Source organism: Colwellia sp. MEBiC06753 (assembly GCF_053470325.1).
Genome location: NZ_JBQMTM010000004.1, coordinates 93,781 through 117,132, shown reverse-complemented (window position 1 = coordinate 117,132; position 23,352 = coordinate 93,781). Strand labels below are relative to the sequence as shown.

Here is a 23,352-nt window from a genome sequence, read left to right as displayed (position 1 = left end):
TAACCGATACATTAACTAGTTTGCTTGCCAGCAGATAATCTGAGGTTCCATTGAAAATATTTTGTCAGACATTATTACTTCTTTTACTGCTGAGCCCGGTTAGTTCAATTTATGCTCAGCAATCAACAGAAGATAAAACGGCACCTGAAACAGTAGAAACACCAAAGCCAGAGCAAACCAAACCAGCGCCAGCAACAGATGAATCGCCTTCAGAAAGTGGTAACTCACAAACACCTGCCAAGGTAAACATTGCGCCACCGGTGTCACTAATTAGCCAATATCAACAAGATATCGAGCGCGCCGTTAGCCCTGAGTTGCTTAAGCCGATGCTTGCTGGAACTGAAGATTTTCTGACCATAGTACAAGCTGATAATCATAGCTCAGATAAAGGCACCGCAATTTTATTACCCGAATGGAGCCAAGCAGCTACTGATGCGAAAGCCATTAACTTTCTGCGCCAATATCTACCTGATCAAGGTTGGACAACCATCGTAATACAGCCGCAGCAAAAGCCAATGGCATATCCCAGCCATGCAGAAAAAGCCGTGTTAGCAATAGAAGAAAATCAAAAGACACTTGCTGATTATCAAGCGAAGCTAACCCCTATCTTAAGTGCAGTAATGGAAAAGGCGGCTGAAAACCCGGGAATATTCTTAGTGATTGCCCAAGGCAATAATGCGGCAATATTGTTGGACTTATATCAATCAAATGAGCAACTAGAAAAACCTAATGCCCTGATTACCTTAAGCGCTCATTTGCTTACTGAAGCAGAAAACAAAGAATTAGCGAAAAAAATGGCAACATCGAGTTTACCAATTTTAGATTTGGTTTTAGCGAAAGATACACCGTGGGTTGATCACTTTGCATCGCTGCGTGTAAAACTTGCAAAGCAAGAACTTAAACCATTTTACCGTCAACGACAGTTAATGAATTTTCGTTCAGGTTATTACCCAGAGCCTGCATTGGCAAAAGAAATTAAAGGCTGGTTAGCCACCATCGGCTGGTAACCAGCAATTAAGGGGGTCAAAGCCTAATTAAGCTTATCGTTTTTCCAGTATTTTGTACCTTGTAACGTAGCTTGCAAGGCAATACCATTTTTAGTCATTTGGTAAATTTCTACATCCTTAACCACAGTACCAGCAGCGCTACCTTCACCACCCTTCTTACCTGATTTTGCAGCAGCATCCGCTTGCCCAGAAAAGTCCCAGCCAGACTCAATAAAGGTGTTTAGTGCATCCTGGGTTTTAAAAATAAATACCGCATTAAAGTCTTTAACACCAAAACCAATACCAACGCCTGCGGTACCCATCGACATATAAGTGTCTTTCCCTGTGGCATTGTTATGAACCACTCCACTACCGCCACCGGCTGATAAAAATATAACGTTAACACCTATGTTTGAAAATGTTGCATAACCCGCGGCTTTTTGAATTTTAGCTTTAGTTGATGGCTGTTCTTTATACAACCTAGCTAATGTTTCTTGACGCATTTCTCTAATTTCTTGACGATCTTCTTCAGCGCCAGCCATTGCAGTTAGCGGTACAAGTAACATCATCGCAGTAGCAAAAACTTGTTTTAACATAATGTTTCCTTTTCGTTGAGCCAATGTAAATTTACAAAGTTTTTACAAATACTAGCAGAGAAATCAACCACCTACTAAATACAAATTAAAATAAATTAAAATTGTTTATTGACTAAATCATAAGCAGCTTGAATGTCTTGAGTTTTTTGCTTGGCTGACTCCATCATCGACTCAGGTAAGCCCTTGGCAACTAGTTTATCAGGATGATGTTGCGACATTAATTTGCGATAAGCCTTTTTCACTTCTTGCTTAGTGGCATTTTCGCTAACCCCCAAAACTTTATAGGCATTTTTTAATAAGCTTGCTTGCTGTTGAGGGGATGCAGTTCTGCCTGATTGTTGATGAAAAGATTCACCGGCAATAATCATTTCTAGCAAACGATCAAGATCGGCTTTTGCAAAGCCTAAATGCTCAGCTATTTGGTGTAAGACATTACGCTCAGCAGGATCGAGTGAACCATCAGCGAAGGCTAATTGAATTTGAATTTCTAAAAACATTAACAATAAGTCATGTCGTCCACGACAGCGCTGCTTAAGTTTTGATAATCGTTCTTCAAGTGGAAAACCAGACGCCTTACCTTCGCGAAACGCTTCTTGTGCTTGCTGACGTAAAGACGCTTGTAAGCCAAGTTTATCCATGTAGGCGCTGGCAAAAGCAATTTCATGCTCAGTTACCCGCCCTTTAGCTTTAGCCATATGGCCCATCACTGAGAATGTGGTGTAAAAAAATGCCGCTTGGCGGGTCATTTCATTATCATTGCCAGGATTAAAGCTTTCAAAATCTAAACCAACACCTTTGTCAAATCTATGGCCTAGCCACATACCTAACAAGCCACCAAAAATATTTTTGGTCAGCATAAAGCCAAACAAAAAGCCGAGTAGTTTTCCCCAAAATCGCATGTAAGGTCCTATATCGTCATCGGTTAATTACTCAGGTAAGCTACTTACCTGTTGGTTAAGTTGTGCCAGCCTTTCTGGCGTGCCGACATCCACCCAAGTACCGTTCAACAATTGCCCAGTTACTTGCTGGTGATCGGCTGCATGCCTCAACATTGGCGCTAATGCCAGCTTTTCATTACCTATTTTCTTATGAGTTAGTTGTTGGTAAAAAAATGCGGGTCGATAAAGCGCTATACCACTAAAGGTATAAGACTGATCATCTGACTGCAATGCTTGGTTTGCAACGTAATTGTCTGAAAGAAAAAAGTCACCTTTGGTGTTGTGTATCGGGTTTTCGACTAACCACAAGTGCGCCAAAATATTGTCTGCAAGATTAGGAAATGGGGGCAAATCGCCAGATACAAAAACGTCACCATTAATCACCAGAAAAGGTTCTTGATCGTTACTACCATTTGTCAGCAAAGGTAACGCTTTGATTATGCCGCCCGCGGTTTCCAACGCCCCTGCTGATTCATCACTGTAATGTATAGTTAAACCATAACGGTCTCCATTACCTAAATGCGCAGGAATTTGCTCGCCAAGCCAGGCATGGTTGATCACTACCTCGGTAATTCCAAGCTTGGCTAAACGTTCTAAATGATATTCAATTAGACATTTATCTGCCACTTTCAATAACGGCTTCGGGGTTTGGTCAGTAAGTGGTCGCATACGTTTACCACGACCAGCAGCGAGGATCATAGCCTTCATGGTGTATTCTCTTCTCGCTTTTCTAAGGCTGGCAATACTCTGGTCTTTACAAAGTTAGCAAGGAAATGTAATTCAGGATATGTTGATGCCACATCTACGATATAACTTAAGGTAAGCGGGATATCTTTAATGTAGTTTGGTTTATTATCTCGCAATAATAAACGCGCAAAAATGCCGCTAGCCTTAATATGTCGTTGTAAGCCAGTTAAATCAAACCATCGTTGCCAAACACTCATCGGGTAATCTAGTGCTAAATGGTTTTGCATTTTCTCAACAAATTGTTCAAATAGGGGTGAAACTAGCGCTGTCGGCCATTTAACATAACAATCTTTTAGCAGCGAAACCGCATCGTAAGTCACAGGGCCAATTACTGCATCTTGAAAATCAATCACACCAATCGAGTTATCAGCCAACACCATTAAATTACGACTATGAAAGTCGCGATGCATAAATACCTGCGGTTGTGCCAAACAGTTTTCCACTAATAAATTAAAGCAGTCAGTAAGTTGCTTACTCTCATCATTTGATAGCGTTAGCCCTAAATAATTTGTCACTAACCACTCAGAAAATATCGACAGTTCCATGCGGATAAAATCAGCATCAAATTTGGGTAAATCTAACGCCGAAGTGTTACTAGCAAGATCAGGTAATAACGCGAGTGCTTGGGCATACCAATTAGCCATTGATTGCTCTGTTAGCTGGCTTGATAACAGCGTATCGCCAAAGTCTTCTATGCAAAAGAAACCTTGGTTTAAACAATACGCTTTAATCTTGGGCACTTGAATACCGGCAGCCGATAATGACTGCGCAACCTTAATAAACGCTTGATTATTCGAATACTGCGGCGGTGCATCAACGGCAATTAGCGATTGTGATTGATGACGAAATCGAAAGTAGCGGCGAAAGCTTGCATCACCTGTCATCGGCTGCAAATTAGAGGTGCTAGCCAAGTCATTTTCATTCAACCAATGAACTAATGCACTGGTTCGTTGTTCTAAAGTCAAAAAAAATCCCTGAAAAATATAAAAAAGCCAATATAACCAATTAGCGCACTATTGAAAATTGCGATATTATAGCGGCGTTTGTCGATACAGTAACACTTAGCTACGGACAATGGGTAGCAACTAAAATAATATTCGACGTGGTAAATTTAATCTCGGACGGTAAATGCCTTTTCCCAATTACAAAATAATCTCGGCTTGTGTGTTGTTATTCTCTAGCCAGTTGGCTTTTGCCCAAGTGGAAAATTTAGAGCACGACACTTTGGTTTGTCCGATCCCGTCATTTGATCAAATAGCGACAAACAGCCAAGGCCTTGCACCTGGGATAATTCAAATAACTTCACAAGCCACCAGTATCGAAAAAGATCAGTTCGCGATATTTACTGGCGGCGTAACCTTAGCTAAAGATAATCAAAAAATTTCTGCCGACGAAATAGCGTTTAATCGTTTAAATGCATCATTAAAAGCTAAAGGACAAATTCATTTTCAAAGTGATGGCGTTAATGTTTTTGCCCAACAATTAGAAGCAAAAGAGTCCAACACCTCAACCTCATTATCCGATACCTCATATTATTTGGCGGGGAACCCTGGCCACGGCAGCGCTGGTACACTATTTATATCGGCCAATGGCAATTTATCGCTGATGGATTCTTCATTTACCACCTGTTACGGAGAAGTGCCCGACTGGCAAATTAAAGCGAGTGAAATTTCAATTTCGGTTGAGGAAAACCAAGGACAAGCCTACCATGCGCGATTAGAGTTTTTTGATGTTCCAGTATTGTATGTACCGTACTTTTCTTTCCCCATAACTGACGAACGAAAATCAGGCTTACTAACCCCCAAATTTAAATCATCAAATAAATCTGGGTTGCAAATTGAAACGCCCTATTATTTAAACCTTGCAGAGAATTATGACGCCACTTTAACGCCACGTTATATGTCAAAACGCGGGTTACAACTACTCTCTGAGTTTCGCTATTTAGTCGATGAGCAAAATGGTCAAATTGATTTTGAGTACCTCAATAATGATGACCAAATTAAAACAAATAACGATGCTCGCTATTTATGGCGCGTACAACACATAGGTAACTTCTCTGACAATTTCCGTGCCCATGTCGATTACACTTCAATCAGTGACGATAACTACTTGGTCGACATTGGCAGTTCTCAATATAATTCAAATGATGCTTATTTATATCAAATAGGTGAGCTCGCCTATTTTGGTGAAAATTGGCAAGGCATTATTAAACTGCAAGACTTTGAAGTGTTAGGTAATCATATTCAGAGTTATAAAACGCTCCCTCAAATTGAATTCAGTAATTTTAATGATCTAAATTTTTATAACACTCGCTTTGATATTTATTCAGAATTCTCTCGTTTCGAAACACCCAATGCCGATCTACCTGAAGCTAATCGTCTTCATGTTGAAGCTGGCTTTACGCTGCCGTTTTATCGTCCAAGTTATTTTTTAAATTCAGAAGTAAAATTGCTACAAACCTATTACCAGCAACAAAGAATAAGCGAAAATAGCGAACTTGCGGAAAGTGTCAGCCGTACTATTCCAAAAATACGATTCCATGGTGGTGTTAATTTTGATCGTGACGCGACAATTTTTGGCGATGCCTATACCCAAACGTTAGAGCCGCAAATACAGTACTTATATATTCCAAGCGAAGATCAATCAGAGATTGGTATATACGATACCACTACATTGCAAGACGATTATCAGGGCTTATTCCGCGATAAACGATTTAGCGGATTAGATCGTATTGCCGAAGCCAACCAATATTCTTGGGGTATTACCAGTCGATTTCTCGATCAAACCAATTCAGAGCTGTTTCGCTTAAGTGTTGGACGTATTGTTTACTTAAACGATTCAAATGATAGTAGTGATGAAGATATCGGCATTGTTGCTGGCAAATCAGCATTAGCGGCAGATTTGCTATTTCGTGCAAGTAATCAATGGCAGTTTGGCGGTAATATTCAATACAATACTGATTTAAATACCACCAGCAAAAGCCAACTAAATATTGACTATCGACACAACCGTGACAATATCTTCCAGTTAAACCATCGCTTCTCGCGAAACGTATCAGGCAATACACTAGAGCAACTATCTTTGCTTTCAAGTGTCAAACTGAGCCAAGAGTGGAATTTTGTTGGTCGCTTTACCCAAGATTTAACCCAAAAACGAAGCTTGGAAAGTTATGCTGGTTTGCAGTATGAAAGTTGTTGTTGGGCGCTACGCGTCGCCTATCATCGACATATCAACTCAGATCTTGAAGAAGCTAACTTTGGAAATGAAAACCGCGATGAATTTGATAGTGGATTCGTGGTACAGTTTGTGATCAAAGGATTTGGTAGTTACAAATCTTCGGTTGCAACTGAAGACATGTTTAATACAAGTATATTTGGCTATAAACGCCCTTACTTTCTCAATAATTAAGAAAATAATTTCATGAAGAAAACAATTACTGCATTTACCTTAATGTCAACATTAGTGTTTGGCATGTTCACCACTAATAACGCTAATGCTAAAGAAGTTGCGCTAGACAAAGTAGCCGCAATTGTAAATTCTGGCGTTGTCCTTGAATCAGAGGTGCAAGAGCTATTAACCACCATTAAAAAAGGGGCTGAAAGAAATAATCAAAGCCTCCCATCTGATCGCGCTTTACGTACTCAGGTTATGGATAAATTGATTAACGACAGCTTAATTTTGCAATTGGGCGAGCGTATGGGGGTACAAGTAAGTGATGCACAGCTTGATACGACCATTACTAACCTTGCCAAAGAAAATAACTTAACGCTTGAACAATTCCGTGAAGCACTAGTGACTGATGGTATCGATTATGAAAAATATCGTGAAAGCATCCGCACTGAGCTAATTTCAGGTGAGGTAACTAGAGCAAATGTTCGTCGTCGCATATATATTTCACCGCAAGAAGTGGAAAACTTATTAACTGAAATGAAAGAGCAAACCAATTTAGATGTCGAATACAACTTAGGTCACATCTTAATTGAATTTCCACCTGAGCCAACGCAAGCTGATATGAATGCTGCCAAAGAACGTGCAGAAAAGGTGATTGAGTTGCTCAATAATGGCTCAGACTTTGCGAAAATTGCTATCGCTTCATCGGGCGATTCAAACGCCTTGCAAGGTGGCGAATTAGGCTGGCGAAACATCAATGAGTTGCCAACCTTGTTCTCTGAAATTATTGATGGCAAAGAAAAAGACACAATTTTAGGACCAATTCGTACTGGACTGGGTTTTAGTATTGTTAAAATTCTTGATATCCGAGGCCGTCAAGTCGTTGAAGTAGAAGAAGTGCGTGCCCGCCATATTCTAATAAAACCCTCAATAATTTTAAGTGAAGCCAAAGCCGAAGCTATGCTGCAAGGTTTCCTAGATGATATTGCCGCTGGTAACGCCGACTTTGCCGAGTTAGCCAAAGAGCACTCAGAGGGACCAACTTCAGTTCGTGGTGGTGATTTAGGCTGGGCGGATCCCAACTCATACGACCCTGCATTTAGAGATGCGTTAGCGACACTAGATATTGATGAGTATCATAAACCATTTCGTTCATCATTTGGCTGGCATATTGTTCAGTTAACTGGTCGTCGCATGTTAGATGCGACTAAACAAATGAACGAGAACAAAGCATATCAATTATTGTTTAATCGTAAATTTTCAATGGAAAGTGCGCGCTGGATTAAAGAAATCCGCGATGAAGCTTTTATTGAGATTTTTGAACAAGGTACAAAGTAATGGTAAACCGCATTGCTATCACTCCTGGTGAACCAGCTGGTATTGGCCCAGATTTAATGATTGCCATGGCACAACAAGACTGGCCAGTAGAGCTAATTGTTGTTGCTTGCCCTAAATTAATGCAAGAGCGCGCAAAAGCGTTAGGCTTGTCATTAACATTACAGGAATACAATGCGGAGTTACCTGCCAAGCCTCAAAAAGCTGGCACTTTAACCATTCATCCCATCGCAACAGCAGAGCCGGTAATTCCAGGACAACTAGATCCAGCCAACGGTGCTTATGTTGTTGATACGCTCAGAATTGCCAGTGAATTGAATATGTCTGGCGATGTTGACGCTATTGTTACAGGTCCAGTGCATAAAGGCTTAATAAATAAAGCGGGTATCGCTTTTAGTGGTCATACTGAGTATTTCGCCCATCAGGCCAATTGTTCTGATGTGGTCATGATGTTAGCAACACCGGGGTTACGAGTGGCGTTAGTAACAACTCATATTCCGCTGGCTTATGTATCGAAAGCCATTACTCCGGAACGATTACAAAAAGTCACTCGCATTCTTCATCAAGATTTAAAAACTAAATTTGGTCTTGAATCACCGAAGATTTATGCGTGCGGTATCAATCCACATGCCGGTGAAGACGGTCACTTAGGCCGTGAAGAAATTGAAGTGATGATACCTACCTTTGAGCAACTACGCAGCGAAGGTATTGATATTATTGGCCCATTACCTGCTGATACCATTTTCCAGCAAAAATATTTAGACGATGCTGATGCCATTTTAACCATGTATCACGATCAGGGCTTACCAGTACTGAAATACAAGGGCTTTGGCTCGTCGGTGAATATCACTTTAGGGTTACCGTTTATTCGAACCTCTGTTGATCACGGTACTGCCCTAGAATTAGCTGGAACTGATAAAGCAGATACCGGCAGTATCAAAGAAGCAATAAATACCGCAATTCATTTGGCGCAAAATCAATCATGAGCAAAAACACCCATTTAGGCCATCAGGCGAAAAAGCGCTTTGGCCAAAATTTCCTACATAACGATGCCATTATTAGCCGCATTGTCGATGCCATTAATCCAGAACCGGAAGAAAACCTGATTGAAATTGGCCCAGGCTTAGGCGCACTAACCGAACCAGTTGTCGAAAGAGCGGGTAAGTTATCTGTTGTTGAACTTGATAGAGACTTAGCAGAACGTTTACGCCATCATCCATTTCTAGCGCCACACTTAACCATACATGAAATTGATGCGTTAAAGTTTGATTTTGCCAGTTTAGCGACTGACGATAAGCCATTAAGAATCTTTGGAAATTTACCTTATAACATCTCAACACCGCTTATTTTTCACTTATTGTCATTTAAAGACAAAGTGCAAGATATGCACTTTATGCTGCAAAAAGAGGTGGTTGATCGCATGGCTGCTTCGCCAAATTCGAAAGCCTATGGCCGGTTATCTATTATGGCCCAATACCAATGTCAGGTTATTCCAGTAATGGAAATAGGGCCGGAGGCATTTCAGCCACCACCAAAAGTGGACTCAGCGATTGTTCGGTTAATTCCACATGACACTATTGAAAATCCAGTTAAATGCTTAGCTACATTAAATAACGTGTGTGTCACTGCATTTAACCAGCGCCGTAAAACTATTCGCAACAGCTTTAAAAAATTGCTGTCAGCTGAGCAGTTAACTGAGTTAGGGTTAGATCCAACGCTAAGGCCTGAAAATTTAACCATTGATAATTATATTGCGCTAGCCAATTATATCTACGACAACCCAACAGCAGCTGAATAACATGAGCATCACAGAACAACAAGCACCTGCGATTTCTGTCAAAGTATCTTCGCAATTCTTGGCTGAACAATCAGATATCGACGCCGAGCAATATGTGTTTAGCTATACCATTAATATCACCAATCATGGCTCTCATAGTGCGAAGTTACTTACTCGGCGTTGGGTAATCACCGACGCGAATGGTGATGAGTCTATTGTCGAGGGTGAGGGCGTTATTGGCAAACAGCCAACAATTGCGCCCGGTAAAACCTTTACCTATACGAGTGGCTCGGTATTTAAAACGCCTGTAGGTACTATGCATGGCAACTATCAAATGATTGATGAGCAACAGCAGCGCTTTTGGGTAGATATTCCTGTATTTCGACTGGCGTTACCTAATATTTTAAATTAATTATGGCATTGTATTTAGTCGGTGATATTCAAGGATGTTTTGACGAATTAGATGCTTTGTTATCGAAAGTCGATTTTAATCCTCAATCGGATCAACTATGGCTTGCAGGTGACTTAGTTGCCCGAGGGCCTAAATCGCTGGAAACCTTAGAATTTGTCAAATCATTAGGTAACAGCGCCAAGACAGTACTTGGTAATCACGACCTACATTTGCTTGCCATAGAGGCAGGATTAAAAAAGCCTAAAAAGTCTGATTTACTTTCGCCACTTCTTAGCGCACCGAATCTTCACGATTTAACGAACTGGTTAGCGCAGCAACCTCTGCTCTTAAAGCTACCAAAAACCAAAGCCTATATGTCACACGCAGGCCTTTCGCCACAATGGACGATTGAATTAGCTAAAGAAAACGCTAAATTTGCGCAAAACAAAATAGCTGGTAAAAAGCGCGAAAAGTGGCTCAACATCATGTACGGCGAACGTCCAAACAATTGGCATATGGTAAAAACTAAAATTCACAGATTTCGTTATACCATTAATGCTTTTACACGAATGCGGTATTGTTACAGCGATGGCAGCCTAGACTTTGATTGTAAAGATTCACCAAGTTATGCCCCTAAAACATTATTACCCTGGTTTAAACTAGCTAACTTAGCCAATACTAGCTGGATTTTTGGTCACTGGGCAGCGTTAATGGGGCATTGTAACGTCGCCAATGTTTATGCTTTAGACACAGGATGTGTTTGGGGCAACCACTTAACAATGCTACGTTGGCACGACAAACAAATTTTTACCCAAGAAAAGTTATATTAATGTCACAAATTCATTGTTTAAATGTTAAGCTGCATTTCTTTTGTCTTTTCTTTTGGTGAAAAAGATATTTCACTTGTTATAATGACCAAAGTGTCTAAATTTATATCAGCTCTTGTCGATATTAAAAATAAAGCGTGACAAATATATTAAAGTAATCAATATTTCAGTTTTTTGGTTACCAATTAAACCCTTATTACGTTAACTCCAAATGGTGGTGTCTATGAATTTAACCGTTGCAGTTAAGATTATTGGCGGTTTTACAATCATTGCAATTATGCTTGTAATTACCAGTATATCTTCATTGTTAAATCTCAATAATATTCACAATTCAACAAAGAAAGTAAGCGACTTGGCTATTCCAATGCTTGCCGGTAGTAACGATTTAACCATCGAGCTTACCGAAATGTTTAATAATACATTACGTGCTTACTACCAAACTGAATTGACGCCATTGGCAGAGAATAAAGAAGCTTATAGCCAGAACAAAGTGGTATTTGATCAAGCATATAAGAAACTAAAATTAGTCGCACAATCAGAACAAAAGTTGATCAGCAACTTAAACAAGTTAGACGGCGTTTATGAGCTTATTGGACAAAATATTGAATCGGTAATTGCCAATCGCCAAACCAGTATTGAACAACTTGCCGCATTAAGTGACAATGTTGACACTTTAGAAGAAGTCGCGGATGACTCTGCAACCTTATTACTTGACCTCTATGATCACGACCTAGCTGATACTAAGCTAGCCGATGCATTAAAACAAAGTAGCAGCATTGAAACGTCGTTAAACTCAATTGTAAGCTCGGCATTCGAGTACAGAGATTCGATTAATCCACAAACGGTTGAATTTGTTACTACCGACTTACTTAACCAAGCTGGTCAGTTATCAACAAACATCCAAAATGTTATCGCTGAATTAAACAAGGCGGGTGTTGACGACGAAGCTGAACAACTAACCGAAGCATTGGATACCATTAGCTCGTTAATTGCCGAAAATGGTAGCATTATGCTGGCAAAAGCAGCGCAATTAGACGCAATTGCCAAAGCAACTGCTGCTCTTGATAGTACTAAAAATGAAATTGCTAATGCCAATGTCATTTTAGGTCAACAGCAAAAATTAGCGGATGAGGCTACAGTAGAAGCCAAGCAAATGGTACAAGATTCAGTAAATAGTGGTAATACTCAAACGATTATTATCATGATTATTTCGATCATTGCAGCCATCGTAATCACTCGCATCACATTGATCAGCATTATTCGTCCATTGAATCGCGTCAACGACATGCTAAATATCGTTGCGTCTGGCGATTTATCTCATAAGCTTGATGAAAGTGGTAAAGATGAGTTTGCTACATTAGCTCGCAACTGTAACTTGCTAATTGATAGCCTACGTAACCTTATTCAGAGTATTGTTAGCCGCTCTACGCAGCTAGCTGCTGCCGCAGAAGAAACTTCGGCAGTTACCGCACAAAGTACCACAGCAATTGAAGAACAACGTAATCAGGTTGAACAAGCCGCTTCAGCAACAACTGAAATGAGCAGCACCTCACAAAGTGTTCTTTCAAGTGCTAATGACGCCTTAGGTGAAATTAAGCAAGCCGATGATGAAGCTGAGCGAGTTAAAGCGATTTCAGGCAAAAACCGTGAAACTATTCAACTATTGGCTCAGGAAGTTGAGTCAGCTTCACAAGTTATCAATAAACTTCAACAAGACAGTGCGTCTATCGGTGGCATTCTTGATGTTATCCGTGGCATTGCAGAGCAAACTAACTTACTTGCACTAAACGCGGCAATTGAAGCAGCGCGTGCAGGTGAACAAGGTCGTGGCTTCGCTGTTGTTGCCGATGAAGTTAGAACCTTAGCAAGCCGCACCCAAGAATCAACACAAGAAATTCAAAACATGATTGAAGTGTTGCAAACTGGTGCTTCGAAAGCAGTATCTGTGATGGATACAGGTAAGCAACAAGCAGCAAACTGTGTTGAGCAAAGTGAAAATGCCGATAAAGCTCTTGAAACCATAACACACGCAGTTCATGAAGCATTTGACCGTAGCTCGCAAATTGCCACAGCTGCAGAAGAGCAAAGTGTTGTTGCCCATGAAATTAGCGAAAACTTAGAATCAATTGTAACGATTGCCGAACAAACAACCGCTGGTGCGCAACAAACCGCTGCATCAAGTAGCGAAGTTGCTCGTTTAGCCGAAGAGTTACAGCAGTCTGTACAAGAATTTAAGTTATAAACTTAAATTCTTGATTTAACATTTAAAAGCCGTGCCCATAAAGCACGGCTTTTTTAATGGATAATTGTTGATATCTGTTGATGAATATATTGATTATCACGCTCGTTAATTGTTGCACCAAGACACAATCAGCTAAGCTCAGACTATTCGTTGTCAACAATTGGGCTTAAACGCTACTACTCGCATGACAGATAAAAATTACGACCTATTGCCGGATCTTTGCGATCTTTACCCAGAAGACGTTTCAGTATTAGAACAACAATTTAATCATTACGGTCAGCACATGGTGTTTTATGGGCAAGCGGTAACAGTTAAATGTTTTGAAGATAATTCGGTAGTGAAAAAGTTAGTCGACCTACCTGGTAACGGGAAAGTCATTGTTGTTGATGGCGGCGGCTCAATGCGTCGCGCTTTATTAGGTGATATGCTGGCCGAGAAAGCGGTAACCAATGGTTGGTCAGGTTTAGTAATAAATGGCTGTATCAGAGATGTCACTACGATTAATAGCCTCGCTATTGGAGTAAAAGCCTTAGGTGTTTCGCCAATTAAAACGGACAAACGTGATATAGGTGATCAAGATATCGAAATCCGCTTTGCCGGCACCACCATAGCATCAGGTGATTGGATTTACGCTGATGCTAATGGTGTACTAATTGCTAAAACAGCGCTTAATATTCCCAGTTAACGGCGCTGGTAAACACAAAAATCAAGGTCGTAGCTGTTATTTTCATCTGCAACATAATGCTCACTACTAATTTGCTGCCAATCCTTTTCGAGATCATATGAAGGGAACTGAGTATCCCCCTCAATTTCTGCGTTAATATGAGTAATATACAATTTGTCAGCAGCAGGTAAGCAATGCGCATAAATAGCACCACCGCCAATTACCATAATTTCTTCCACATCTTTAACCAAAGCTAACGCTTGCTCAATTGATGGAACAACATCAACCCCTTCAGCTTTATAATCAGGGTTTCGGGTAATCACGATATTCTTTCGGCCTGGCAACGGTCGTCCTATTGACTCAAAAGTTTTACGTCCCATTACAACCGGCTTACCTAAGGTCGTACGTTTGAAATAAGCCAGATCAGCTGGCAAATGCCAAGGCATGTCATTATCTTTGCCAATAATGCGATTGTTTGCATGAGCGACAATCATCGAAAGGGTCGTCATAATATGTAGTTTTCTCGTGATATTCTGCTATTAGTTGGCGATTATACAAAGAGTCGGTATCAGTGTCTTGGGATAATCTACTAAAAGCAAATTCTGCTAGCTTATTGTTAATTTTTACTGTCTTTCAGTTCTATAAAGGTTTCAAACCTTAGGCAGATAAAATGATTAATACGCCGATTTCCTATTTAATCTGACTGCTCCAAATCGAAGATCAACACGTCATTAGTGTCGATTTTTTTTACAATACTTTAACATTTTAAAAGTGAATTTTTAGCGAACAAATGTAACTTAATGAATTCTCGTTTAAATTAATATGCGGCGCAGTTTATGCTTATTTTACGATACAGAAATAACTGCGGAGTACAGTAAAATGAAGTATCTCGTTAAGTTAATTTTGGTATGCATATTTACGCTATGTATGTTCATTCCACCTAGCCAAGCGGGTGTGATGGTGCCAAATCCAGATTGTGGATTTACAGGCGGCAGTAATTGCCTAGTCTTTGATGACTTCACTGTATTTTCCATGTCATTTCTCCAGTTCAATGAAACTGGTTCTCTTAAACCTGTATCGGGTGACACGTATTATATAGATTCAAGTCCAGGGAAAATTGATGATGATATTGTTATCGCATCGTCTCCTGCTTCGGCAACAAACAATTCAGATATCTCTGCAACAGGTATTGATGATGCTTTTAATACCCCCAATGCTGGTGCTTCAGATTTGTTTGCTATGCTTGCGGTAAATGAGCCATCACCAGTATTAACTAACGACAATATTCAAGGTGGCAACGCGTTAATGCCAAACCCCGATAGCTTAAATATCGACGATGATAATGCCGGTACTGCTGATTTTGATTTGTCTTTGTGGGATATCGAGATTGACGTATTAAAGACATTCTTAAACGGTGAAGATATGATGTTTTTCTTCAACTTGAATGAAACTGGTGCGCAAGATCAATTAGATTCGGGACAAGATATGCTTGGCTGGTTAAGAGTCTACCTAACTGACTCTGCCACTGGTGACTCAATTGAATTTACCTTGTCAGGTAATGGCACCTTACCTTTTGTTCAAAGTCAGCCGCAGACAGCCGCTGGTGGTTCTATTATGCCTGATAATATTCTACCTACCCCAGAAGATGAGTGGGCCTATATTCATGGGGAAATATGTGTTTCATCTATTGATGGTTCGGTATTAGGTTTAGGCTCATGTAATGTCAATGGAAACCCTGCCGATGGCGTTACCGTCGATCAAAACCTTGGCGCTAATTCAGCAGCATTCGGCTTGTGGAATGAAGATCTTAACAGTCTAATCTATAGTGGCAAATACGATATGATGTCAGTAGACCTAAGAATGGCGCATATTGAAAACGGTTATGAGCAATTATTTATCCGTGCTGCTGAAGTTGGTGAGCCGCCACGCGATATACCAGAGCCGAAAACAATTCTATTATTGGCGTTCAGTTTACTTGTATTATCAAAGTTAGTTGCCAATCGAAATCACAAATAAATTAATAAAAGAATTAAAAAAGCGAGCATTAGCTCGCTTTTTACTTTAAATAAACTTTAGATGATTGAACTACTCTTTGGTATAAACGACGTTTTCATCCCAATAATCATCATCGTCATCATCCCAATCATCGTCGTCATCATCATCAATGTCATCCATAGCATCTTGATGATAACTATCCCATTTAAATTCAACCGCTTTCTCTTCAACCGTTTCTTCTTGCTCTGCTGGCAATGTTTCAATGAAGCTCATTAAATCAGCACATAACTGCTCTGTACCCATTTTATTGAAAGCTGAAATTGAATAAGTTTTACCTTGCCAACCTAATGCTTCAATAATTTCTTGTTTAATTTCTTCTGCTTCTTCATCAAGCAATAAATCAAGTTTATTAAGCACTAACCAACGTGGCTTATCAGCTAACTTATCTGAGTGACGCTCAAGCTCAGAAATAATCGTTTTAGCATTTTCAATAGGATCTGAGCCATCTACAGGCATAACATCAATAACATGAAGCAAGACACGACAACGCTCTAAATGCTTCAAAAATGTGGTACCAAGACCTGCGCCTTCTGCAGCTCCTTCAATTAAACCAGGAATATCAGCGATAACGAAACTACGCTGAGCATCTAAACGCACGACCCCTAAATTAGGCACTAAGGTGGTAAATGGATAGTCTGCTACTTTCGGTTTAGCTGCGGATACACTGCGGATTAACGTTGATTTACCTGCATTTGGTAAGCCTAGTAAGCCAACATCAGCAAGCAATAACAATTCAAGTTTTAGGTTACGTATTTCGCCCGGCGTACCATTGGTTTTTTGTCGTGGTGCACGGTTGGTACTGCTTTTAAAACGGTTATTACCTAAACCGTGCCAGCCACCTTTAGCTACCATCAGCTTTTGCTCATGGCGAGTTAAATCTCCAATTTGCTCACCGGTGTCAACATCAACCGCGCGAGTACCTACTGGCACTTTAAGAAATAAATCCTTACCGCCCTTTCCTGTACAGTTACGAGACATACCATTTTGGCCACGTTCTGCACGATGGAAACGCTCAAAGCGATAATCAATTAGCGTATTTAAGTTCTCATCAGCGATTAAAAATACATCACCGCCATCGCCACCATCGCCGCCGTCTGGACCACCAAACTCTACGTATTTCTCGCGTCGAAAACTAACACAACCATTACCGCCATCACCCGCTTCTGCGCGAATTTCGACTTCATCAACGAATTTCATAAGATTTTCGTATTCTCCGAAATGAATTTATTTCTTAACATGCCGCTTAATTGTTAAGCGATTTAACATTATAAGCGATTTTGCCGATAAGCCCAATCAGCTATCGCGCAAAAAAAAGCCCCGCTACCAAGTAGCAGGGCTTTTCGATAGGTTAACCTGTAAATTATTCAGCTACGATGCTAACGAATTTACGGTTCTTAGGACCTTTAACTTCGAACTGAACTTTACCGTCAGCTAAAGCGAATAACGTGTGGTCTTTACCGATACCCATGTTGCTACCAGCGTGGAACTTAGTACCACGTTGACGAACAATGATGTTACCAGCTAAAACTGATTCACCACCGAAACGCTTAACACCTAAACGTTTACTTTCTGAATCACGACCGTTTTTGGTACTACCTGCTGCCTTCTTATGTGCCATCTTTAAATGCTCCTAAAATTAGCCGTTAATACCAGTAATCTTCACTTCAGTGAACCATTGGCGATGGCCCATTTGCTTGCGTGAATGCTTACGACGTTTGAACTTAACGATTTTAACTTTATCGCCACGACCTTGAGAAACAACTTCAGCTGTTACTTTGCCGCCATCTACTAAAGGCGCACCAACTTTGATGTCTTCGCCGTTAGCGATCATTAAAACATTATCGAATTCAACTGTAGCGCCAACTTCTAGCTCAAGCTTTTCTAAGCGAACTGTTTGACCTTCAGTTACACGGTGTTGTTTACCACCGCTTTGGAATACCGCGTACATAGCTACTCCGTACCGCACCGGGTTTATTTTGGTGCTTAAATTTAAAAATATAGGGCGCGAATTCTACTCGAAGCATTAAATGATCGCAAGGTAAAAATCACTTTAATTATAGAATTATTTTAACTTTTTTATCTTCGCTTCATTCTGTTAAAAATTAGTGTAAACTTGTGACCCATAAATATTCGTAAACCCCTTGTATAACAACGTATGAAACTTGATAAAATTCAGTCACTTGCCAGTCAGGACATGACCGAAGTTAATGATTTAATCTACAGCCAACTTAACTCAGATGTCGCACTTATTAATCAATTAGGTATCTATATTGTAAATGCAGGGGGTAAAAGAATGCGCCCTATGCTCAGCGTATTGGCGGCTCGAGCAATCAATTATCAGGGCAAGGATCATATTGCGATCGCGGCGATCGTCGAGTTTATTCACACAGCAACTTTACTGCATGATGACGTAGTCGACGAGTCCAATATGCGCCGAGGTCGAGAAACCGCCAATGCTTTATTTGGCAATAGTGCCAGCGTATTAGTCGGTGATTTTCTTTACACTCGTTCATTCCAAATGATGGTAAAACTACAACAGATGAAGATCATGGAGATCTTATCTGATACCACTAATGTCGTCGCCGAAGGTGAAGTGCTGCAACTAATGAACTGTAATGACCCTAACACTACTGAAGATAGTTACATGCAGGTGATTTACTGTAAAACCGCAAGGCTTTTTGAAGCCGCTACACAACTTGCCGCAGTGATCGCAGGATCCGATCCTCAAATTGAACAAGCATTAGCAACTTACGGTAAACACCTAGGAACAGCATTCCAATTAGTTGACGACATTATGGACTATACCGCCGATGCTAAAGAAATGGGCAAGAATGTTGGTGACGACTTAGCGGAAGGCAAACCGACACTACCGTTACTTTACGCCATGGCTAACGGCAATGAGCAGCAACGCCAATTAATTAGCGATGCCATTGAGCATTGCAACGGCATGGAGCATTTAGATGAGATCCTCGATGCTATGCGTGCAACAGGCTCATTAACTTATACCCAACAAAAAGCCGAGCAGGAAGCAGATAAAGCCATCACCGCGTTAAGCCCGCTGCCTGATAATGAATATAAAGATGCATTAGTTGCATTGGCTCATATTGCAGCCAACCGCAGCGCTTAGACTTTTATATAATTATTATACACAGTTACTGAACCGCTAAAGCTAACATTAATTGGTGAGCTTTAGTTTGGTTTTTTACGTGATACCCTATGTATTGCGGCTCTTCGTGGATCACATCAGGTAGCACTTTAACCTCAAAGCCATATTGTTGAATAATCATTTCAGCCCAAGTTTTATCAATCAGCATGGCGTCAACCCTACGTGAAGTAACAATTTCGAATAACCGTTTAACTTCATCCGCCGTACTAGTACTGTACGAGGCAGTTAAAATATCTAAATTTTTACGCTTAAGTAACTTTCGAACAGGTTCTGGATAAATATAATTTCTACCGATCAATAACTTACTTTTAGCTCGTTGGATAATCTCATTCGTTGATATTGAACTACTTTTAGGGACAACGAAGGTTAATGTCCAGTTAGCAATGGGCCTACCTATCATTTGCAAACCATCACTTTCATCAACATATAAGACAAAATCGACTAGCTGATTATTCACCATTTCAATACAGCGATGGTATGGCCGTTCAATAAAGCGAGCTTTGTAACCTTGCTTGGCTAACGCTTTTTCAATTTGATTTACTGAACTGCCAGTCGCCTTGCCACTTTCATCAGTAAATGCATAAGGCGTCCATTCTTCAAAGCAAAAACTTAACGTGGTGGGTAACTGTTCAGCACGAGCAATGCACAAAGCCAATAACAACCAACTTACTATTATCGCTAGCCAATGTTTCAAGTTTTACTCACTTATTTTTACAAGGGTACATGAGCGTGCCATTACCCTCTAACTATAGCTCAATATCATTTATCACACGTAATTCGCGAACATTCACACTAAAGTACCATTGTGAGCCAGAGGTAATTAATTCAAACTTATTGAACTGTCAGCATTAAGAGATGAGACAATAAGCATGAGACATAATAAGGTTAACTATTGGTTTAAAATTTCAGCACTTCTTACATTATTATTGTCGTTTTCAAGCCTTGCTTCATTTAAAGCACTAGACAAATTTGGTCAGAACCCAGGCGAGCTTACCGCTAGTTATTTTTTACCCAGTTCAAGTTCAACTAGTCTACCTCTAGTTGTCCTATTACATGGTTGTACCCAAAACGGTGAAACTCTCGCTGTAGATTCAGGCTTAATTGGCTTAGCAAAGCAACATGAATTTGCGGTATTAGTTCCTCAACAATCATCCAACAATAATATCACTTCATGTTTTAACTGGTTTTCACAGCAAGATAACCAGCGCGATAGCGGGGAAACTTTATCTATTAAAAATATGGTGTCCCATTTCCAGCAACAAATTAACACCAACAGTGTCTATATCGTCGGTTTGTCAGCCGGCGGAGCAATGTCAGCTTCACTATTAATACACTATCCGAATCTTTTTGATGCAGGTGCCGTGGTTGCAGGTATTCCTTATCCTTGTGCAGATAACTTAATTACCGCTATTTCATGCATGCGCAATGGTCCAAGCCCTGAAAATAAACTCGCGGAAAAAGTTAAAACTATGTATCCAGACGTTGCCAAATGGCCGCGCCTTTCGATCTGGACTGGTGCTAAAGACAACATAGTTCACCCAGAAAATGCTTTAGTTTTAGCAAAGCAATGGCAAAGCCTAAATCAATTATCAATGCAACCTTCAGTCAGCCAGGCACAAGGTTATAGACAAAGTCTATGGGAGGCAGATCAGAAAACGTTTTTGCAACTGGTCACTATTGATAATTTAACTCATGGCATTGCAGTTAACCCTGCACAACTTAATGGCGGAACACCAAGCGACTATTTACTTGAATCACCGATTGCTGCCATGCCCGCAATTATCGACTTTTTCCTATCGAAAAATAGCAAACCTTAGCATTTAACCAATAAAAACAATGTGTTAGCCAATGCTACTATAGTGCTAATTATTTTATCTCAGCATTGGTATACAGTTTAATCACTATAAAAATTTACAATAAAAATATAACAGGCAAGGGGAATTTCATGACAAAGCACATGCGAAATAAAAGTTGCATTGCGCTTGCGATAACGGCAGCACTCGGTTGTCACACCGCAATCGCAGAAGAAGCCGCAAATACCGAAGCAAAAGCAGCCGGCACACTAGAGGTAATCGAAGTTACCGCTCGTAAATCAATTGAAAGTTTACAGCGTGTACCTGTGGCAGTAACGTCAATTGGTAATGCTGAGCTTACTGAAAATGGCATTACCGTACTTACTGAAATCCAACGCTTTTCTCCTAATACCACTTTACAAACCAGTCGTGGTACCAATTCAACCCTTACCGCATTTATTCGTGGTGTTGGTCAGCAAGATCCATTGTGGGGCTATGAACCAGGTGTCGGTATTTATATTGATGATGTCTATATGGCACGTCCACAAGGCGCTGTACTTGATTTGCTTGATGTCTCTCGAGTGGAAATTTTACGTGGCCCACAAGGTACGCTTTACGGTAAAAACACCATAGGTGGTGCGATTAAGTACGTGACTAAACCAATGTCTGGTGATTTGGAGTTTAATATTGAAGGCACTGTTGGCAGTTACAAGCAACGAGACATTAAAGTAACAGGCCAAATTCCAATTGTAGAAGACAAATTATTTCTAGGCTTTGGTCATGCTGACTTAAGCCGTGATGGCTTTGGTGAATTTAAAGTATCGGCATTGTCAGGCCAAGACAAAGAAAACTACAATAAAGACCTTTCCGCTTCTCGCCTTACATTAGAGTATCACGCCACTGATGATTTATTTATGCGTTTAGCATGGGATAGAACCAAAGATGACTCAAACGCCAAAGGCGGTTACCGCTTATTACCGAGTTTGCTAACCAATGCACCTACTCCTAGCAGTGTATTTGATTCCTACACCAGCATGCCAACATGGAACACTGTTGAAATAGAAGGTTTTAGTTTCGTCGCAGATTGGCAAGCAACAGATAACTTAGCATTAAAATATGTCGGTTCTTCTCGTGAAAGTAATTCCGATACTAATATCGACTTTGACAATACACCGCTAGATATTTTCGATGTACCTGCATTTTATGACGATGAAAACACCAGTCATGAATTGCAAGCCAATTTCACTGGCGAAAGCTTCAGCATCGTCGGCGGCCTTTATTACTACGATGGTGAGTCTTGTGGTCATTTTGATGCAGTATTAGGTTTCTTAGGCCGTGCAGCCTTTGGCACACCAGGTTTAACTCGTGAAGTTACCGGTTGTAATAACAGTAATAGTAAGGCAGCTTATGTACAAAGTAGCATTGACCTTACCGAACAATTGTCATTGACTGTTGGCGCTCGCTACACCAAAGAAGAAAAAGAAGCCCATGTAAACAATGGCTTAGCCTTCTTTAATGTCTACCCAGAAGATGGCTGGGTCCCTGGCTTTGAACGCGGTGATGTGACATTCCCACAAGTTTTAGGCACAGATAAAAACGGTGATGGTATTTTAGATAGTCCGAAAACCAAAGATTGGTCACGCTTTACGCCACGTGTCGGTTTGGAATATCAATGGGATGACACAACCATGATTTTCGCCAGCTATGCTCAAGGGTTTAAATCAGGTACTTTTAACCCTAGAGCCACACTCAATGAATCAGCTGCAAACCCTGAAATTGTAGATTCATATGAACTTGGCATGAAAAAAGATTGGAATGAAACGCTGCGAACTAATATTACTTTGTTCTCTCTTGATCATACCGACCGCCAATACATTACCGTGACGCCAGATCCTGACGACTTTACGGTATTAAACCAAAACTTAGGCAATATCAAAGGCTCAACGGTTAAAGGTATTGAAGCAGAAGTTACTTGGGTTGCCAGCGAAAATCTAACCTTTGATTTAGCTTACGGTTATCTTGATGGCAAAATCGAAAAAGACGACTCAGTGGCGGTGCCATTAGTTGGCTTATCCAATACACCAGACAATACATTATCACTTACTGCAAACTATACCTTAGATACCGACATTGGCTATTTTGTTTTTAATACCGGCTACTATTACCGTAGTGATTACTTATTGTTCGAAGACAGTGAAGACTTAAAACAAGATGGCTACGGCGCGTTAAATGCTAGTATCACTTGGGAAGGCATTGATGGTAAATGGTACGCTGGCCTTCATGGCAAAAACCTAACTGATGAAGAGTATATGGTTGGCGGCTATAACTTTGTTGGTCGCGATGAAAATGGCGATTTCACTCCTGGCTTAGGTGGTGATACAACTCTGATTGCTTACTATGGTGACCCTCGTACCGTTCATTTAACGGTCGGTTATAGATTCTAAA

The 23,352-nt window shown here is 40.4% G+C and carries 22 protein-coding genes; 13 read left to right on the top strand and 9 right to left on the bottom strand.

Annotated features, from left to right (window positions below):
• Positions 1 to 50: 50 nt before the first annotated feature.
• Complete coding sequence (locus ACOB82_RS04975; protein ID WP_448211836.1) at positions 51 to 1,007, top strand: DUF3530 family protein; 957 nt, start codon at positions 51 to 53, stop codon at positions 1,005 to 1,007.
• A 23-nt stretch (positions 1,008 to 1,030) separates the two neighbouring features.
• On the opposite strand, the gene ACOB82_RS04970 is transcribed toward ACOB82_RS04975, so the two are convergent.
• The 4 genes from ACOB82_RS04970 to ACOB82_RS04955 all read right to left on the bottom strand — a co-directional run bounded on the left by ACOB82_RS04970 (position 1,031) and on the right by ACOB82_RS04955 (position 4,232).
• Positions 1,031 to 1,582, bottom strand: coding sequence for a lipid-binding SYLF domain-containing protein (locus ACOB82_RS04970; RefSeq protein WP_448211835.1), 552 nt, complete (start codon positions 1,580 to 1,582; stop codon positions 1,031 to 1,033).
• 95 nt (positions 1,583 to 1,677) lie between these two features.
• On the bottom strand, positions 1,678 to 2,481 hold the full coding sequence (djlA, locus tag ACOB82_RS04965; protein WP_448211834.1) for a co-chaperone DjlA: 804 nt from the start codon (positions 2,479 to 2,481) through the stop codon (positions 1,678 to 1,680).
• Positions 2,482 to 2,508: 27 nt separating this feature from the next.
• Positions 2,509 to 3,228, bottom strand: coding sequence for an N-acetylmuramate alpha-1-phosphate uridylyltransferase MurU (gene murU, locus ACOB82_RS04960; protein ID WP_448211833.1), 720 nt, complete (start codon positions 3,226 to 3,228; stop codon positions 2,509 to 2,511).
• Positions 3,225 to 4,232, bottom strand: a complete 1,008-nt coding sequence (locus ACOB82_RS04955) for an aminoglycoside phosphotransferase family protein (RefSeq protein ID WP_448211832.1) — start codon at positions 4,230 to 4,232, stop codon at positions 3,225 to 3,227. Before ACOB82_RS04955 ends, murU begins: the two co-directional genes overlap by 4 nt.
• Positions 4,233 to 4,395: 163 nt before the next feature.
• Here ACOB82_RS04955 and ACOB82_RS04950 point away from each other — a divergent pair, with 163 nt between their 5' ends.
• From ACOB82_RS04950 to ACOB82_RS04915, 8 genes are all read left to right on the top strand, one after another.
• The gene (locus tag ACOB82_RS04950; RefSeq protein ID WP_448211831.1) at positions 4,396 to 6,675 is read left to right on the top strand and encodes an LPS-assembly protein LptD; all 2,280 of its coding nucleotides are present in this window, start codon (positions 4,396 to 4,398) and stop codon (positions 6,673 to 6,675) included.
• Positions 6,676 to 6,687: 12 nt separating this feature from the next.
• Complete coding sequence (gene surA / locus ACOB82_RS04945; RefSeq protein ID WP_448211830.1) at positions 6,688 to 7,995, top strand: peptidylprolyl isomerase SurA; 1,308 nt, start codon at positions 6,688 to 6,690, stop codon at positions 7,993 to 7,995.
• Positions 7,995 to 8,978 (top strand): 4-hydroxythreonine-4-phosphate dehydrogenase PdxA, encoded by a 984-nt coding sequence (gene pdxA / locus ACOB82_RS04940; protein ID WP_448211829.1) that lies wholly within the window; start codon positions 7,995 to 7,997, stop codon positions 8,976 to 8,978. Before surA ends, pdxA begins: the two co-directional genes overlap by 1 nt.
• Positions 8,975 to 9,790: a 16S rRNA (adenine(1518)-N(6)/adenine(1519)-N(6))-dimethyltransferase RsmA gene (rsmA, locus tag ACOB82_RS04935; protein WP_448211828.1), complete on the top strand. Its 816-nt coding sequence runs from the start codon at positions 8,975 to 8,977 to the stop codon at positions 9,788 to 9,790. The genes pdxA and rsmA overlap by 4 nt, the downstream gene beginning before the upstream one ends.
• Position 9,791: 1 nt before the next feature.
• Positions 9,792 to 10,181, top strand: coding sequence for a Co2+/Mg2+ efflux protein ApaG (gene apaG / locus ACOB82_RS04930; RefSeq protein WP_448211827.1), 390 nt, complete (start codon positions 9,792 to 9,794; stop codon positions 10,179 to 10,181).
• A 2-nt stretch (positions 10,182 to 10,183) separates the two neighbouring features.
• A complete protein-coding gene (locus ACOB82_RS04925) occupies positions 10,184 to 10,990 on the top strand; it encodes a symmetrical bis(5'-nucleosyl)-tetraphosphatase (protein ID WP_448211826.1) in 807 nt (268 codons plus the stop codon).
• A 220-nt stretch (positions 10,991 to 11,210) separates the two neighbouring features.
• Positions 11,211 to 13,229, top strand: coding sequence for a HAMP domain-containing methyl-accepting chemotaxis protein (locus ACOB82_RS04920; protein ID WP_448211825.1), 2,019 nt, complete (start codon positions 11,211 to 11,213; stop codon positions 13,227 to 13,229).
• Between the two features lie 184 nt (positions 13,230 to 13,413).
• Positions 13,414 to 13,914, top strand: a complete 501-nt coding sequence (locus ACOB82_RS04915) for a putative 4-hydroxy-4-methyl-2-oxoglutarate aldolase (RefSeq protein WP_448211824.1) — start codon at positions 13,414 to 13,416, stop codon at positions 13,912 to 13,914.
• On the opposite strand, the gene folA is transcribed toward ACOB82_RS04915, so the two are convergent.
• Entirely contained in the window at positions 13,911 to 14,402 is a 492-nt protein-coding gene (folA, locus tag ACOB82_RS04910; RefSeq protein WP_448211823.1) for a type 3 dihydrofolate reductase, read from the bottom strand. The two genes, ACOB82_RS04915 and folA, sit on opposite strands and share 4 nt — an antisense overlap.
• 370 nt (positions 14,403 to 14,772) lie before the next feature.
• Here folA and ACOB82_RS04905 point away from each other — a divergent pair, with 370 nt between their 5' ends.
• Positions 14,773 to 15,909: a hypothetical protein gene (locus ACOB82_RS04905; RefSeq protein ID WP_448211822.1), complete on the top strand. Its 1,137-nt coding sequence runs from the start codon at positions 14,773 to 14,775 to the stop codon at positions 15,907 to 15,909.
• Between the two features lie 69 nt (positions 15,910 to 15,978).
• Here the strand turns inward: ACOB82_RS04905 and cgtA are convergent, their stop codons facing one another.
• From cgtA to rplU, 3 genes are all read right to left on the bottom strand, one after another.
• The gene (gene cgtA / locus ACOB82_RS04900; RefSeq protein WP_448211821.1) at positions 15,979 to 17,145 is read right to left on the bottom strand and encodes an Obg family GTPase CgtA; all 1,167 of its coding nucleotides are present in this window, start codon (positions 17,143 to 17,145) and stop codon (positions 15,979 to 15,981) included.
• Between the two features lie 163 nt (positions 17,146 to 17,308).
• Complete coding sequence (gene rpmA / locus ACOB82_RS04895) at positions 17,309 to 17,566, bottom strand: 50S ribosomal protein L27 (protein WP_448211820.1); 258 nt, start codon at positions 17,564 to 17,566, stop codon at positions 17,309 to 17,311.
• A gap of 18 nt (positions 17,567 to 17,584) precedes the next feature.
• A complete protein-coding gene (rplU, locus tag ACOB82_RS04890; protein WP_448211819.1) occupies positions 17,585 to 17,896 on the bottom strand; it encodes a 50S ribosomal protein L21 in 312 nt (103 codons plus the stop codon).
• A 207-nt stretch (positions 17,897 to 18,103) separates the two neighbouring features.
• Here rplU and ispB point away from each other — a divergent pair, with 207 nt between their 5' ends.
• Complete coding sequence (ispB, locus tag ACOB82_RS04885; protein ID WP_448211818.1) at positions 18,104 to 19,075, top strand: octaprenyl diphosphate synthase; 972 nt, start codon at positions 18,104 to 18,106, stop codon at positions 19,073 to 19,075.
• Between the two features lie 25 nt (positions 19,076 to 19,100).
• Here ispB and ACOB82_RS04880 read toward each other — a convergent pair whose 3' ends face one another.
• Entirely contained in the window at positions 19,101 to 19,808 is a 708-nt protein-coding gene (locus tag ACOB82_RS04880) for a substrate-binding periplasmic protein (RefSeq protein WP_448211817.1), read from the bottom strand.
• Positions 19,809 to 19,983: 175 nt separating this feature from the next.
• Between ACOB82_RS04880 and ACOB82_RS04875 the strand changes: the two genes are divergently transcribed.
• Entirely contained in the window at positions 19,984 to 20,931 is a 948-nt protein-coding gene (locus tag ACOB82_RS04875; RefSeq protein WP_448211816.1) for an extracellular catalytic domain type 1 short-chain-length polyhydroxyalkanoate depolymerase, read from the top strand.
• 128 nt (positions 20,932 to 21,059) lie between these two features.
• Positions 21,060 to 23,351 (top strand): TonB-dependent receptor, encoded by a 2,292-nt coding sequence (locus tag ACOB82_RS04870; protein WP_448211815.1) that lies wholly within the window; start codon positions 21,060 to 21,062, stop codon positions 23,349 to 23,351.
• Position 23,352: the final 1 nt, after the last annotated feature.

What these genes read in the sequence shown, in the direction of transcription:
- ACOB82_RS04970 (WP_448211835.1), bottom strand. Translation starts at nt 1,582, where the DNA reads ATGTTAAAACAAGTTTTTGCTACTGCGATGATGTTACTTGTACCGCTA.
- djlA (WP_448211834.1), bottom strand. Translation starts at nt 2,481, where the DNA reads ATGCGATTTTGGGGAAAACTACTCGGCTTTTTGTTTGGCTTTATGCTG.
- murU (WP_448211833.1), bottom strand. Translation starts at nt 3,228, where the DNA reads ATGAAGGCTATGATCCTCGCTGCTGGTCGTGGTAAACGTATGCGACCA.
- ACOB82_RS04950 (WP_448211831.1), top strand. Translation starts at nt 4,396, where the DNA reads ATGCCTTTTCCCAATTACAAAATAATCTCGGCTTGTGTGTTGTTATTC.
- surA (WP_448211830.1), top strand. Translation starts at nt 6,688, where the DNA reads ATGAAGAAAACAATTACTGCATTTACCTTAATGTCAACATTAGTGTTT.
- pdxA (WP_448211829.1), top strand. Translation starts at nt 7,995, where the DNA reads ATGGTAAACCGCATTGCTATCACTCCTGGTGAACCAGCTGGTATTGGC.
- rsmA (WP_448211828.1), top strand. Translation starts at nt 8,975, where the DNA reads ATGAGCAAAAACACCCATTTAGGCCATCAGGCGAAAAAGCGCTTTGGC.
- apaG (WP_448211827.1), top strand. Translation starts at nt 9,792, where the DNA reads ATGAGCATCACAGAACAACAAGCACCTGCGATTTCTGTCAAAGTATCT.
- ACOB82_RS04925 (WP_448211826.1), top strand. Translation starts at nt 10,184, where the DNA reads ATGGCATTGTATTTAGTCGGTGATATTCAAGGATGTTTTGACGAATTA.
- ACOB82_RS04920 (WP_448211825.1), top strand. Translation starts at nt 11,211, where the DNA reads ATGAATTTAACCGTTGCAGTTAAGATTATTGGCGGTTTTACAATCATT.
- ACOB82_RS04915 (WP_448211824.1), top strand. Translation starts at nt 13,414, where the DNA reads ATGACAGATAAAAATTACGACCTATTGCCGGATCTTTGCGATCTTTAC.
- folA (WP_448211823.1), bottom strand. Translation starts at nt 14,402, where the DNA reads ATGACGACCCTTTCGATGATTGTCGCTCATGCAAACAATCGCATTATT.
- ACOB82_RS04905 (WP_448211822.1), top strand. Translation starts at nt 14,773, where the DNA reads ATGAAGTATCTCGTTAAGTTAATTTTGGTATGCATATTTACGCTATGT.
- cgtA (WP_448211821.1), bottom strand. Translation starts at nt 17,145, where the DNA reads ATGAAATTCGTTGATGAAGTCGAAATTCGCGCAGAAGCGGGTGATGGC.
- rpmA (WP_448211820.1), bottom strand. Translation starts at nt 17,566, where the DNA reads ATGGCACATAAGAAGGCAGCAGGTAGTACCAAAAACGGTCGTGATTCA.
- rplU (WP_448211819.1), bottom strand. Translation starts at nt 17,896, where the DNA reads ATGTACGCGGTATTCCAAAGCGGTGGTAAACAACACCGTGTAACTGAA.
- ispB (WP_448211818.1), top strand. Translation starts at nt 18,104, where the DNA reads ATGAAACTTGATAAAATTCAGTCACTTGCCAGTCAGGACATGACCGAA.
- ACOB82_RS04875 (WP_448211816.1), top strand. Translation starts at nt 19,984, where the DNA reads ATGAGACATAATAAGGTTAACTATTGGTTTAAAATTTCAGCACTTCTT.
- ACOB82_RS04870 (WP_448211815.1), top strand. Translation starts at nt 21,060, where the DNA reads ATGACAAAGCACATGCGAAATAAAAGTTGCATTGCGCTTGCGATAACG.